This is a genomic window from Acinetobacter legionensis (assembly GCF_048551735.1).
Lineage (GTDB): Bacteria > Pseudomonadota > Gammaproteobacteria > Pseudomonadales > Moraxellaceae > Acinetobacter.
The window spans coordinates 195,087-208,621 of record NZ_JBIMBV010000007.1 but is presented as its reverse complement, the minus strand read 5'-3'; the positions used below and the strand labels follow the sequence as shown (position 1 = coordinate 208,621).

10 protein-coding genes and 1 pseudogene are annotated in these 13,535 nt (G+C 36.1%); 6 read left to right on the top strand and 5 right to left on the bottom strand.

Annotated features, from left to right (window positions below; genetic code table 11):
- The first annotated feature begins 175 nt into the window (after window positions 1-175).
- Window positions 176-460: a hypothetical protein gene (locus tag ACG9ZL_RS08705; RefSeq protein ID WP_419359756.1), complete on the top strand. Its 285-nt coding sequence runs from the start codon at window positions 176-178 to the stop codon at window positions 458-460.
- 144 nt (window positions 461-604) lie between these two features.
- Here the strand turns inward: ACG9ZL_RS08705 and ACG9ZL_RS08700 are convergent, their stop codons facing one another.
- Window positions 605-940 carry a hypothetical protein gene (locus ACG9ZL_RS08700; RefSeq protein ID WP_336950926.1) on the bottom strand — a complete coding sequence of 112 codons (336 nt, stop codon included), beginning with the start codon at window positions 938-940 and terminating at the stop codon, window positions 605-607.
- A gap of 108 nt (window positions 941-1,048) precedes the next feature.
- Complete coding sequence (locus ACG9ZL_RS08695; RefSeq protein WP_419359755.1) at window positions 1,049-2,347, bottom strand: MFS transporter; 1,299 nt, start codon at window positions 2,345-2,347, stop codon at window positions 1,049-1,051.
- Window positions 2,348-2,935: 588 nt separating this feature from the next.
- Between ACG9ZL_RS08695 and ACG9ZL_RS08690 the strand changes: the two genes are divergently transcribed.
- The 5 genes and pseudogenes from ACG9ZL_RS08690 (at window position 2,936) to ACG9ZL_RS08670 (ending at window position 10,221) form a co-directional block, all read left to right on the top strand.
- Window positions 2,936-5,779 (top strand): type VI secretion system Vgr family protein, encoded by a 2,844-nt coding sequence (locus ACG9ZL_RS08690; protein WP_419359754.1) that lies wholly within the window; start codon window positions 2,936-2,938, stop codon window positions 5,777-5,779.
- 2 nt (window positions 5,780-5,781) lie between these two features.
- Window positions 5,782-7,089: a LysM peptidoglycan-binding domain-containing protein gene (locus tag ACG9ZL_RS08685; protein WP_419359753.1), complete on the top strand. Its 1,308-nt coding sequence runs from the start codon at window positions 5,782-5,784 to the stop codon at window positions 7,087-7,089.
- A 15-nt stretch (window positions 7,090-7,104) separates the two neighbouring features.
- Window positions 7,105-7,554, top strand: coding sequence for a hypothetical protein (locus tag ACG9ZL_RS08680; protein ID WP_336950931.1), 450 nt, complete (start codon window positions 7,105-7,107; stop codon window positions 7,552-7,554).
- 668 nt (window positions 7,555-8,222) lie between these two features.
- Window positions 8,223-9,144 (top strand): annotated as a pseudogene (locus ACG9ZL_RS08675) (IS5 family transposase).
- A gap of 39 nt (window positions 9,145-9,183) precedes the next feature.
- A complete protein-coding gene (locus ACG9ZL_RS08670; protein WP_419359752.1) occupies window positions 9,184-10,221 on the top strand; it encodes a hypothetical protein in 1,038 nt (345 codons plus the stop codon).
- Window positions 10,222-10,357: 136 nt separating this feature from the next.
- On the opposite strand, the gene benE is transcribed toward ACG9ZL_RS08670, so the two are convergent.
- The 3 genes from benE to benC are packed head-to-tail and all read right to left on the bottom strand — an operon-like array spanning window position 10,358 to window position 13,472.
- On the bottom strand, window positions 10,358-11,584 hold the full coding sequence (gene benE / locus ACG9ZL_RS08665) for a benzoate/H(+) symporter BenE (RefSeq protein ID WP_419359751.1): 1,227 nt from the start codon (window positions 11,582-11,584) through the stop codon (window positions 10,358-10,360).
- Window positions 11,585-11,642: 58 nt separating this feature from the next.
- Window positions 11,643-12,428 (bottom strand): benzoate diol dehydrogenase BenD, encoded by a 786-nt coding sequence (gene benD / locus ACG9ZL_RS08660; RefSeq protein ID WP_419359750.1) that lies wholly within the window; start codon window positions 12,426-12,428, stop codon window positions 11,643-11,645.
- 27 nt (window positions 12,429-12,455) lie between these two features.
- On the bottom strand, window positions 12,456-13,472 hold the full coding sequence (benC, locus tag ACG9ZL_RS08655) for a benzoate 1,2-dioxygenase electron transfer component BenC (RefSeq protein ID WP_004719894.1): 1,017 nt from the start codon (window positions 13,470-13,472) through the stop codon (window positions 12,456-12,458).
- Window positions 13,473-13,535: the final 63 nt, after the last annotated feature.

Genomic DNA, 13,535 nt, shown 5'->3' with positions numbered 1-13,535 from the left:
TCAAAGTTAAGATGATGGTATGACAATTTTATATACTCCATAAACCCTTTAAATTAATTAGGTGGTTTATGTCGCACTTCAAGTTTTACTCTGCCCTGATTTGCTGAATGATCTAATTGATATTTATGTCACCCGCTTATTTAATTTTAGCTATTATCCTGAAATTGCAGAGCAAATGATTGCAGTTTTAAAAACAAAAGCACATAAACGCCATATTGCTGCAATGTGTGCGATCGCAAGACTGCATTTTGATCTTAAAAATCGACCTCATTATTATGACTATGTTGAAGCAGTTACATGGTGTCAGGCGGCTTATTTACAAGCTCCAGAGCAGGAGCTTGTAAAAGAAGTTTTATATGAAATTATGGGAAAAACCAAGCGCAGTATCAAAAAGTATAATCAAACAATTGCCAGTATCGCCGCTTCAGACATACCTGGGCGTCAAGATGTTTTAATTTAGTTGGTTTCTGAGGAGTGAAATATGAAGCTAAAATATTTTAAAATTGAATATTAAGTCCATAATATAGAACATAATGCTTTTGACCTTAAGATCATGACTTTAAAAAAGAATGAAAGGCTTCTAATTTCATGATTTATTTTTAAATTATTCAATAAATTTAATTTGATTAATAAAATAAAAGGACTCATCAGCACTTGGACCCATGACTCGATCTGCATTCTTTTCAAACTGAATATCTGCTTGGATTTTTTTTTCAATATATTCCTTTTTTAAAATTTGTCCGCTTGTTTCTTCATCATGGTCAAACCATTGCCCGCACTTTTGATTGCAATATGCATAAATAGTTTTACCTTGGATGTTTTTCAACAGTAAACCATTATCATCAATTCCACCACCATTGACCAATATATAGTTTTGAGTTTGAGCATTGGCAAAATGACTATACGAAATACAGATAAGAATAAGCAATATCTTTTTCATCTTTTCCTCAAGGTTTAATACGACTTTATTGTATATACGCGGATATTTTACAATAAAAGGCGTGTATTAAAAGAAAAGGTCTGTAAAACAGACCTTAAAATGCAGAGGCTAATGATCATGGTGTAAATATTTCGGCTGTTTAGGTAATTGCATGCTACAGAACAGACAAATAATCAGCATGACAATCACATAAACAAAAAAGCTATTTTCATGACCGAGGTCTTTTAACTTTAATGCAACTGCAGGGGCAGAACCACCAAAGATTGCATTACCGACTGCATAAGCAAAACCAACCCCAAGGGCTCGAATATGTGGTGGAAACATTTCTGCTTTAACTAAACCACTGATAGAGGTATAGAAACTGAGCAACATCATTAAGAAGATCAGTAACAAAGTCACAATAAACGCTGAACCACTAAAATATGGCATCGCAATGACCATTATAGGGTAGATAAAAATAGCACAGCTGGTACTGAAGAGCATCATTGAAGCACGACGACCAATTCGATCTGCCAGCATTCCGAACAAAGGTTGCGCACACATAAATACAAATAGGGCAATGGTCATCATATAGCCGACGGTTTTATCTGCAAATCCAAGGCTGGTAATATAGGTTTTTGAATATACGGTGATGATGTAAAAACATAAAGAACCCGCTGAGGTATAACCAACCACCAGCAGAAAGGTATTCCAGTTCTTGCTGAGTAATTCTTTTAAACTGCCTGAACCCTCTTTCGCACTATCATTTTCAGATAAAGTTTCTTTTAAATGTCGTCGTGCAAAGAATGAAAGAATGGCAACAACACCACCAATAATAAATGGAATACGCCAGCCTCCATCCATTAACTGTTCTTTGGACATGAGTGCCAACATGATTACACCCAAAAGGCTTGCTAAAAGTTGTCCGCCAGACAACGTCACATACTGAAAAGAGGAATAAAAACCACGTTGACCTTTTAATGCAACTTCACTCATATAGGTTGCAACAGTACCATACTCACCACCTACTGAAAGTCCTTGTAGAAGTCGTACAGCCAATAATAGAAATGGTGCTGCCATACCGACTTGATCATAAGTAGGGAGTGCTGCAAATAAAAATGAACTGATTGCCATTAAGGTAATAGAAATGATCATGGATTTTTTACGTCCATAGGTATCGCCAATCCAGCCAAAGAGCCAACTGCCTATGGGCCGCATGAAAAAACTAGCAGCAAAGACACCCCACACATAAATTGCTTTTGTAGAGTCATCCATATCTGGAGCGGTTAATGCGTGGGTGAAATAGGTTGCGAATGCTGCATAAATATAGAAATCAAACCATTCCACCAAGTTACCAGAAGCAGCCCCAACGATAGCCATGACACGATTACGTTTTTCATGTGGCTGATATATATGTGTTTCAGTCATAAAATATCCTTATTATGCTGCTGCGATTTTTATGCTTTAAAATGTGAAAAATTAATTTTTTTGCATTTCAAACCATTTAGATTTTGCATTTCGATTTTAAAATTAAACGATTATACAAATACGGTATTGGTACAAAAAATACACAGCTTTATACAGCTATATCTATAAATTAATGCAAGAATGTTCTTGTTTTAATTTGCATAATATGAGAATTTATTGATTAATTGCATATTGTGAAAATGAAAAAAATAAATAATTATCAGAAAAGATTAATAGATAAATCTAGTGACTATTTAAATTAAATAGTTTTGGATGGGAAGTATATAAAAATATCACACAATAAGATCAGCTTTTTTTGAAAGGAAATAATGGATCGAACTTTTGTTTTATTAAATTTATATAAAAATAATTTTAAATTATATTATAGCATTTATGCAAAAGTTGAATTTCATAATATGAACTCTAAATTATAAAATATTATAAAAAAATCAATAAATTGAGATTCACATGAAAAGTCTCCTATGGTAGACAAAATATTATTTTTTATTATAAAGTAATATACAACTTAAAAAAACTACACAATAGATTATGTTGAATAATATTTATTTTGCTTTAGAAAAATTGGGGCTAACAGCACAGAATCGTACGATCCATGTTCTATTTTCAAATCCATCTTTAAATGATCAAGTGTTCCTGCAACGTATTGATGGGACACATGCACTTAACTTAGGCATTAACCTACAATTAACTTGTCTATCTACATCAGCAAGCATTGCTCTAAAAAGCTTTGTTGGTAGTCAAGTGGCCGTGGATATTGTTAATGACAAATCTGAGCTGAATCGAATTTCAGGGATCGTAACCAAAGCCGATGTAGGTGCCAGTGACGGTTCTCTTACAATTTATCGCCTTACAGTAGAAGACCCCACAGCGCTTTGGAAATATCGCAGAAACTCCAGAGTGTTTGTGAATAAATCTGTTGTTCAAGTTGTGGAGGTTCTATTTCAAGAATGGCGAGAGCGAAGTCCATTGTTTGCCTCAAGCCTGACTTTGGATAAAACTGGTTTAACCAAAGACTATGATGTCCGACCATTCATCATGCAGAGCAATGAGCTCGATTTTGACTTCATTCAACGGTTGTTGGCTTCTGAAGGGATAAGCATCTTAGTCGATGAAGCGCAGCATAAAGTTTCAAGTTCTTCAGAGCAGATTCAACCACAGATACTACGTCTAATCGATCATAATGCACAATACAAAGCACTAGATCGCCGTAGTATCCGTTTTCACCGTAGCAGTGCTGTAGAAAGACAAGATAGCATAACGGCATTTACTGGTTTACGTTCTATTCAGCCTACGGCTGTACATGTACAAAGATGGCAAGCGGATGCTTTAGAACAAGAAGAAGGTGCAGGTTCAGTTCTTAGCAAGCATAAGCATTCAGCCAATCAGAATGTGGCAAGTTTAGCTTTAGAACAGGCATTTCATGTCAGTCCTGCATGGATACAGGACTTAAAAGGTGAAGATGGTGTAACCAAATCTGGTCATGTCCAAATTGAAAAGCTCAATGAAAACTTGAGTAAATATTTCGATCTACAAGCCAAAAAATTTATTGCTATTTCTACAGTAAGAGATGCATATGTGGGGTATTGGTTTGAATTTAATGAACATCCTGAAATAGATCAGCATTCAGGTGCAGACAAAGAGTTTTTGATCACCTCAAAGACATTCTATAATCAGAACAACTTGCCTAAAGACCTGAATGATCAAGTGACAGCATTACTTAAACAAAGTCATTGGCAATTGAACAATATCATCACCAATAACAAAGATGAACGTCAAGCCAATCAGCTTGTATTGCAACGTCGAAACATCGACGTCGTTCCTGAATATAACCTACTGCAACAACGACCTATAACACATCCACAACGAGCAAAAGTTGTCGGGATGGATGGGGAGGAAATTCATGTCGATGAATGGGGACGTATCAAAGTACGCTTTTTGTTCACTCGAAATGAAGACCACACCCATGATGGTGGTGCAGGTTCAAATGACAATGATACAGATTCGGCTTGGGTCGATGTACTGACGCCTTGGGCAGGAGAAGGCTATGGGGCACTATTTTTACCGAGGGTTGGAGAGATCGTCATGATCTCTTTCAGTAATGGTGACATTGACAGACCCTTTGTGGTGGGACGAATTCATGAAGGGTGTCGTTATCCGACTAAGTTTGATGACAAAGGCAAGTTGCCTGACACAAAAAAATTAGCAGGGATTAAAACTAAGGAATATCAGGGCAGTGGCTACAATCAACTTCGCTTTGATGATACGACCAACCAAATAAGCAGTCAATTACAGAGTAGTCATGCGACAAGCCAACTCAACTTGGGTAATCTCAGCCACCCAAAAGAAACCGAGACCAGTGAAGGGCGAGGAGAAGGTTTTGAGTTAAGAACTGACCAATGGGGTGCGGTGCGTGCAGGGCGAGGTTTATTGCTATCAACCTATCAACAAGTGCAGGCCAAAGGTAATCATCTTGATGCAGAGCCTGCCAAGAAACAACTTGAAGGCAGTCAAATCAGAATTAAAGCACTCAGTGATATTGCCAAGAACCAAAAGACCGATGAAATAGAGTCAGTTGAGCAACTAAAAGTATTTGCTAAACAGATCCAACAAGAAATTGCCAAATTTAATCAAGCCGTGCTTTTACTCAGTTCACAAGATGGGATTGCTTTAAGCACTCCTGAAAATATCCATTTATCTGCGGATGCTCAAATTAATCAAATTGCTGGTGATAGTATTAACTTTAGCTCGCAAAAAAACTTGATTGTGCATGCAAAAAATAAAATAAGTTTATTTTCAGTGATGGATGGCATCAACTTTATCGCAGCACAGGGTAAATTTAATATTCATGCGCAGGCGAATGCTTTGGAACTATTTGCCAAACTCGGGATCACGATATCTTCGACAGAAGACAAAATTGAAATCAATAGCCCGAAAGAAGTTCAGATTACGGGGAAATCCTCAAGGATTACCTTGAACAGTACAGGAATTCTATGCGAAACAGATCGTTTATTTGAAGTAAAGTCTGGGCAACAGAAGTTTCAGGGAGGACAGAAAGTTAAAACTGAAATTCCATTACTCCCAATCATGAATGAAATTAAATCTTTTACGAATAAATGGGATTTTTATAACTTATTTTATGAAAATAAATTTTCAGAAGTTAAATATAAGTTAATCAATACTAAGAATAGTACCTACATTTCAGGAAATTTAGATGCACATGGTCGGACTCAACGTGTAGATACAGTTGAAAATCAAGATTATGAAATTCTCATAGGAGCAAATGAAGCATGGACTGTATCTATTGATGATGGCAATGAAAATAATGATTTTGAATATCACTGTAACTGTGAGGCACATGATCAAGAGATATAATTATGGATTGTTTAGCAAATATTCGGTTTTTAGATGCGCTAGATCAACCTATTAATGGTTTAGTTCATCAACTTTGGGTTGGCACATTACTTATATCAGATTTTGTAACTTCTACGAACGGTGAATCAGTATGGATCAAACGTCCAATAGGTACAATCATAGATATTCGAGTAAGAAATATAACTTCAGGAAAATATGAGTCAAAAGTAAAAATACACTTAATTGGAGAAAAAACTACTTTTATTATACGTAGCCCAAAAGTACTGCTAAAAGGTTTAAATCTTTCTGCTAAAGATGTCGCTACTGGGACATATATAAGATCAACCTATATTGTTGACGAAGGAGACTATTTATCTCGAATTGCAGTGGATAATAATACAACGACAGCTGAATTACTCAGGATTAATAGTCTAAAAAATGATACTGATATTCATCCGGGGCAAGTATTAAAGCTTCCAATTAAACAAACAAATTTAACGTCTTCGTCAGAAAATAAACCAAAACCACAAGAACCAAAGCCAAATCAGCAAGAAAAAACGAAGATTATCGTTGTTCAGCAAACAGATACGTTACCTTTGATCGCCAAACTAACAGGAAATACAGTTGATGAAATAAAAAAATTAAGTGGTCTAAGTAGTGATCGCTTGAGCCCTAATCAAAAGTTAAGAGTTTATGAGCGTCAAGTAAAATTAACTACAGTGAAGAAAAATGATGAGAAAAAGCCTGTAACCCCAAAAGTGAAACAAGACGCATCAAAAAACAAAGAGTCAACACCTGTTGCGACAGTGGAATCGCCTGAGTCAGTTAATGCAAATGGTCTGCGGCCTGAAGCATGTGGTGGAGAAAAGCATTATAAGAGAACTCTAGCTCGAATAGCTGAACTACACTCTGTTTATCAACCTATTGTTATTAAATTAATTAATATGGCTTACGAACAACTTGGTATTACGTGGGTTATTACTGATGGTTATAGAAGTCCTGCTGCTCAAGGTAAATTATCTGGTGGGGTGACTAATGCAGGACCATTGCAAAGCTATCACCAATATGGCTTAGCTATAGATATAGTATCTGTAAGAGATGGTAAAATTACATATCTTACTAGTGACTCTCAATCTGTAGAAGATAGTAAAAAACTCGGTCCAATAGGAGAAAGTTTGGGCTTAGTATGGGGTGGCATATTTAAAAAGAATGGAAAACTTAAACCAGACTATCCTCATTTCGAATTACATCCTAATGGTAAAACTTGGCGTATTTTAAAGCCACAGCTTTTGCAATTAGGTGTAAGCAATTATAAAAAATTAACTTTTTAAAAGGATGACTTTGATATGATTTTAAGAATTTTCGTAGCCTTAGTATTTTTTATAACTACAAATATCAAAGCAAAGGAAAATTTACTTACAGGTGAAGAAATCAGTAAAAAGTATAAAGTGTTACAATCATTAAGTATTCCAGCAAATTATGATAACGACATGGTATTAACTATGTATGCACATATTTATAAAATTGATGCTGCGCAATGTGTAATTGTGTCAAGGTTAGATAATGAGTCTAATTTTGGAGGATATGAAAGTATAGTTTATTTTAAAAAAGGGAAAATGTTGAGAAGTTCACAACAAGAATTTGCTTCTATTTTTTTAGATGATGATGCTAAGATTAAATCAGATCAAATAAAATACGGAGATTATTTAAGTGGAAAAGAGGTACAAATAAGTTTAAAAGAAGATTTTATTAAATATAGGGAAAATTTTAATAAAAAAACTGCAGCAGTATGTTGATTTTAAGAATTTAAATTTTTAATTTATACTGACTTATTATGGATTTTTATAGCGGTTGAGGTGAGGGGTGGACTTGAGTAAAATAATTGTCTCTATAGTATTGTTATCTTATTCAATTCTGGTATTTGTTAATGATATGTTATTTATTTTAACCAAAACTTATTTAATTAATGATGATAAAATTTATTTTGATAAATTTATTAAAATTAATGGGTTATAGTTTTTAAATATAATCACAAGTTAACAAAAAGTTATATCAGATTGTCTCGAATTTTATAAAATTTGGGTTTTATATTTGTTAATGGAATTTTGAAAATTAATTTATTGAAAAAATCAATCGATGAGGTTTTTTAGAAGCTAATTTTTAAAATAGGTAGTTTAAAAATATTATATTTTAGTAAGGCGTATTTAATGAGGTTTTTGTTTTTAATAGCTTTTTATCTTTAGTACCGTACTGTGAAAACCAAAACTGATATTAAATATACTGGATACGAGATTGTTAATAGATATAAATTATTACAAAGGTTTGTTGCAGATTATGACGTTGATAATTGAGGTCCTATATTAGATAATAAAGTAAGTATTTACAATGTTAATAAGAATCAATGTGTAATGGCTTTGTTGCACAAAGGTGTTGGTAAGGTCTGATTCAGTAATATAATTTCCGAATGAATAAGTCTGCACCTAAAACCTATCGTACAACGAATTGGTCTTCTTACAACCAAGCTTTGGTGAATCGAGGGAATCTCTCGAACTGGTTTGATCCTACTACCCAATGGTATGCGCCATTAAAAGGCACACAAGGACGAAATCAAACCTACTCCGATACAGTAATTCAATGCTGTTTGATGATCAAATTTCTATTTCGTTTAACTTTACGAATGGCCTTGGGATTTATTTAAAACCTCATTCAAAGTTGTGGTTTAGATTGGGCTGCACCAGATTACTCAACTCTTTGCAGAAGACAAAAGCATAGTGATTTGCGATTGGCTATCAAAAAAGCAGTAATGGATTACATCTACTTGTGGATTCTACTGGTTTAAAGTTTTTAGGTGAAGGTGAATGGAAAAGGAAGAAATACCAACCCGATTATCGTCGCCAATGGCGTAAATTACACATAGAGTTAGATGCCAAAATCCTGCAAAGACGTGCAGTTCAGCTCACAACGAACAATCTCAGTGATTCACAGGTACTCGGTGATTTACTTCATCAAATTCCACAAGAAGAACAAATAGACTCAGTCTATGCCGATGGTGCTTATGACACTAAGATTTGCCGTCAATTGATTGCATCTAGAAAAGCTCATGTCGTTATTCCACCAAGAAAGAATGCGAAGCTGTGGAAAGATATAAAAACTCATTCACTAGAAAGAAATGAACGATTAAGCATTTGGGCAGGACGATATGGAAAAATTGGGTAGGCTATCATCGAAGAAGTTTAGTGGAAACTAAGATGCACTGTATCAAACTATTAGGAGATAAACTGACTGCTGGGAACTTACAAAGCCAAGTGAATGAGGTTCACGCACGCGTAGCAGTGCTCAATAAATTTAATGAATTAGGTCGTCCATATACTAGAGTTGTGACTTAAATTTGTGTCACTTAGGAAAACTCTAGCTTTCAAGATTTTGTGCAACAAAGTCCTAAAAAACCAGAGATTAAAAATGATTGTGCGAAAGTATATTTGCAGTTGAGAGACAAAAAACCCAATCCAAGCAGTTTTTATACATTTAGTCCGAAAGAAGCCTATTTACTTGAACAATTTAGCGTTTTGCATTTTTTTGAAATTGTACGTAACAATCATCGTCAATTTTTAGATGGTTTAGAAGAATTATTTGAAATATATATGCATAATCTTCCTTATAACTTAAGAGATTTTCCTTTACCTGAACGGGCAGATATTAATTGGGGCGGTACAGTTTTACCAAATTTTAGGTCCACGATGGATCGCATAGATTATGCTTATGCAAAAATAAAATCAGGAGATTTTACTTATCTTAATTATGTTGGTGAAATTAGTTCTGATCAGAAAGGTATAAGCGAGTTTTCCCCTCATTGGATGGATGATTTACCCTATGATAAAGTTAAAAAATGTTGGGATTATCATTCAATAGCAACAAGTTATGCTTCAGTTATAGGACAAACATATCCAACCTATTGGGATATGGATACGCTTATTTATGATTTTAAAAAAATCGATATATTTAATAATATTATCCTTGATTTGCCAAACAGTTATCCAATTTATCGTATAAATCCAGAAATAATGGTTAAGTCTAATGAAAAGTTAGAAAAAACAGGCATCTATTTGTGTGAAGAAATAGGGGATCGGATCGAATTTATGGCAGCAAGCGAAGAAGAAGATAATGGTGTAGCAAGCGTTCTTGCTGTTGGGCACGATCCAGACACATATGAAACATTGTATGCTGAAGCGAATTGGATATTAATTGAAAGAATTGCAGATGATGGTGGTTCTGCAGAAATGATACAAACTGACAGTTTAAAAGGCTTTGCAGAACAAAGTTGCCCAAGATCAGGATATTGGTGGAGTCCAGCAAACAAATCTCAATCTCGTTATTTTGAACAAGGAGAAATTTTTCCAAAAATTGAAAATAGTGATTGGGATGAAACGATTTGGTATTTAGAAATCACTAATGAACTACAGTGAAATATTTAAAGATTAAACTGCAAGAAATGGCGCTTTCATAAAGCGAAACTTGGTTATATTCCAGAACGCGTTATTACATAAAAATCCCATCGAACTGCATGGGATTTTATGTTGATTGTTAAGTGAATATGCTGGTTTATTGACTTTGCGTTGAGTCTTGTACTGGAGTTGAAATGGTAGCCTTTGATTGTTGTTGAGTTAAAATCAAGTGTGCGATCATGCCAATACAAATTCCCCAGAAAACCGAACTAAATCCTAAAAAATGCATACCCGAAACAGTGGCGAGAAAAGTAATAATGGCAGCATCTCGTTGTGTTTCATCTTTCATTGCAATACCAAGATTGGTGGTAATTGCTCCGAGTAAGGCCAATCCAGCAAGCGCTGCAATCAGCTCTTTGGGAAGTATGCTAAATAGCATCACCAAACTCCCTGCAAACAATCCTCCTAAAATATAGAAAATACCATTGGCAATACCTGCGATGTAGCGTTTTTCTTTCAGTTCATGTGAATCTTTACCCGTGCAAAGTGCAGCAGTAATCGCTGCTAACACAATCGTGATTCCACCAGTAAAAGCCACAGCAATTGAAGTGATACTGGCTATGCTTAAAATCGGTTTAGCAGGTGTGTCGTAATGATTAATTTTGAGAATTGCCATACCTGGCAAGAACTGACCCGTTAAACTGACAATTGTAAGTGGAATTGCAAGGTTTAGTGTAGAAGACCATGTCCATTCTGGACTGATCAGAACAGGAACTGCCAATGAAAAATCCATTGGTACTGGATTGATTTTTCCAAAGATAAAACTGAGCGCAATACCTGAAAATAATACCCAAATTATGGCATAGCGAGGTGAAAAGCGTTTTGCCAGTAAAAAACAGATCAGCATACCAAAAACCACATAGGGCATTGTGTCAGTAGCTTTAAACAGACCTAAACCAAACTGGAACAGAATTCCAGCCATCATTCCTGCTGCCAGCCCTTGTGGTATCCATTTTAAAAGTTTGTCAAAAGAACCAGTAATCCCAATGATAAAAATAATGATTGCAGAAGTAATATAGGCTGCAACAACTTCATGGAGAGAAATATGCGGAAATAGAGCCACCAAGAGCGCCGTTCCCGGTGCTGACCATGCAGTAATAATCGGCGTTTTAAACTTAATGGATAAAATTATTCCAGTGATTGCCGCACCAATAGAGCTCCCCCAGATCCATGATGCCATCATGGTTGAGGAAACATTGGCTTGTTGAGCGGCCTGAAAAAAAATGATCATTGGCCCTGCATAAGAAATCAGTACAGCTAAAAATCCTGCAACTGTCGCTGATAAAGACCAATCTTGTTTTAACGTTTTGAACAGGGATGCCATTGGGCAAAGCCTCCATGCATTGAATTTCAATGATCCTGCTATATAAAAAAGACCAGCTTTAACCCTGATCGCCACCACCTACAGGAACGATTGAACCTGTCATATAAGAGGATTCATCAGACGCAAGAAATAATATTGCATTGACCTGTTCCTGAATCGAACCATAACGGCCCATAAAAGTACGATCAATGGTTTGATCTACCACATCTTGCATCCATTGTTTTTCATTTTCGGTCAATGCCGTAGTATTGCGTAGGACTTTACGTGGAGGTGCTTCTGTACCACCAGTCGCAACAGCATTAACCCGGATACCATCTTTGGCATGTTCAAATGCAAGTGCTGTGGTTAGACCATTTACACCACCTTTTGAGGCTGAATAGGGCACTCGATGAATACCGCATGTTGCAATAGAGGATACATTAACAATGGTACCTTTTTGATTTTTGATCATTTCGGGCATGACTGCTCGACAACACCATAGAGTTGGAAATAGCGAGCGATGCACTTCTTTGATAATTTCCTCTTCAGAAAACTCTTGAAACGGTTTCATCCAAATTGCACCACCGACATTGTTAATCAGAATGTCAACACGGTTATAGCGTTCAATAGCTTTAGCAACGACAGCTTGAGCACCCGCTAAAGTTTCCAAATCTGCATGGACGGTGATTGCATCACCGCCATTTTTGCTAATTTCAACAAGCACGTCTTCGACATATTCTGAACGATCAGCCATAACCACATGCGCACCTTCCGCTGCCACTTGTAAGGCGACACCACGACCAATACCTTGTGCGGCACCAGTAACAATGACAACTTTGTTTTTAAATCTTTGGCGATCTGACATTCTTCTCAGCTCCTGAACAGTACGATTTTAGTTTGCAGAGAATTTCTCAAATAAGAAGTTTGCAGGTTTAATCCCTTCGGTATCCAACCAGCCTCGAACAGCTTCAACCATAGGTACAGGACCACATAAATAAACATCGACGTCACCGCCATTTAACCAGTCATTGTCAATATGACCTGTCACATAACCTTTGCGTTCATGTGTTGATTCAGCATGTGCAACGACTGTACGGTATTCAAACCATGGCAGTTTATTTTGCAGTTCATTGAGCTTTTCAAGTGCCACAAGGTCAAAGTCATTGGTTACTCCAAATACTAAGCGTACAGGGTGTTGTGAGCCTTTGTCTTCAAGCACTTGTAACATCGACATAAACGGTGCAATACCTGTCCCGCCTGCCAACATAACGACAGGACGAACTACATTACGAAGGTAAAAACTTCCAAATGGACCAGTAAAGGTCATTTTGTCACCCGCTTTGGCATTGGCACTTAAAAAGTCACTCATCTTTCCATTTGGAACATTACGTACCACAAAGCCTGTTAAGCGATTTCCGGGTTTAGAACTGAAGGAATAAGAACGCGTTTCAGTAGTTTGTGGAATTGCCACATTGACATACTGACCTGCAAGAAAATGAATATCGGGCTGACCTTCATCTAATTGAATATCGAAAGTGATGGTGGAATCAGAGAGTTTTTCCACACGAGATAATGTGCCTTGAAATGCATGAATTTCGGTTTTGCATACTTCAGATGAAGCTTGAATCTGGAATACTGCGTCAGAAGAAGGTCTGCATTGGCAGGCCAAGATATAGCCTTGTTCAGCCTCTTCTGGTGTTAAAGCATCTTCAATATAACTTTCTTCAGGCATGTCAAACGAACCCGATTCACAAAAAGCACGACATGTACCGCAAGCACCATCACGGCAATCTAAAGGAATATTGATTTTCTGGCGATATGCTGCATCAGATAAAGTTTCACCTTGTGTAACTGAGATAAAACGCGTTACGCCATCTTCAAATTGAAGAGCAACATTGTGGTTTGACATGGCTGAAAATCCTATAAAAATCTTTAAAACTTTTGAGTGCTTTAGCCAACTTTCCATTTGACT

Coding starts and splice junctions, on each gene's coding strand:
- ACG9ZL_RS08705 (WP_419359756.1), top strand. CDS start 176: ATGATTGCAGTTTTAAAAACAAAAGCACATAAACGCCATATTGCTGCA.
- ACG9ZL_RS08700 (WP_336950926.1), bottom strand. CDS start 940: ATGAAAAAGATATTGCTTATTCTTATCTGTATTTCGTATAGTCATTTT.
- ACG9ZL_RS08695 (WP_419359755.1), bottom strand. CDS start 2,347: ATGACTGAAACACATATATATCAGCCACATGAAAAACGTAATCGTGTC.
- ACG9ZL_RS08690 (WP_419359754.1), top strand. CDS start 2,936: ATGTTGAATAATATTTATTTTGCTTTAGAAAAATTGGGGCTAACAGCA.
- ACG9ZL_RS08685 (WP_419359753.1), top strand. CDS start 5,782: ATGGATTGTTTAGCAAATATTCGGTTTTTAGATGCGCTAGATCAACCT.
- ACG9ZL_RS08680 (WP_336950931.1), top strand. CDS start 7,105: ATGATTTTAAGAATTTTCGTAGCCTTAGTATTTTTTATAACTACAAAT.
- benE (WP_419359751.1), bottom strand. CDS start 11,584: ATGGCATCCCTGTTCAAAACGTTAAAACAAGATTGGTCTTTATCAGCG.
- benD (WP_419359750.1), bottom strand. CDS start 12,428: ATGTCAGATCGCCAAAGATTTAAAAACAAAGTTGTCATTGTTACTGGT.
- benC (WP_004719894.1), bottom strand. CDS start 13,472: ATGTCAAACCACAATGTTGCTCTTCAATTTGAAGATGGCGTAACGCGT.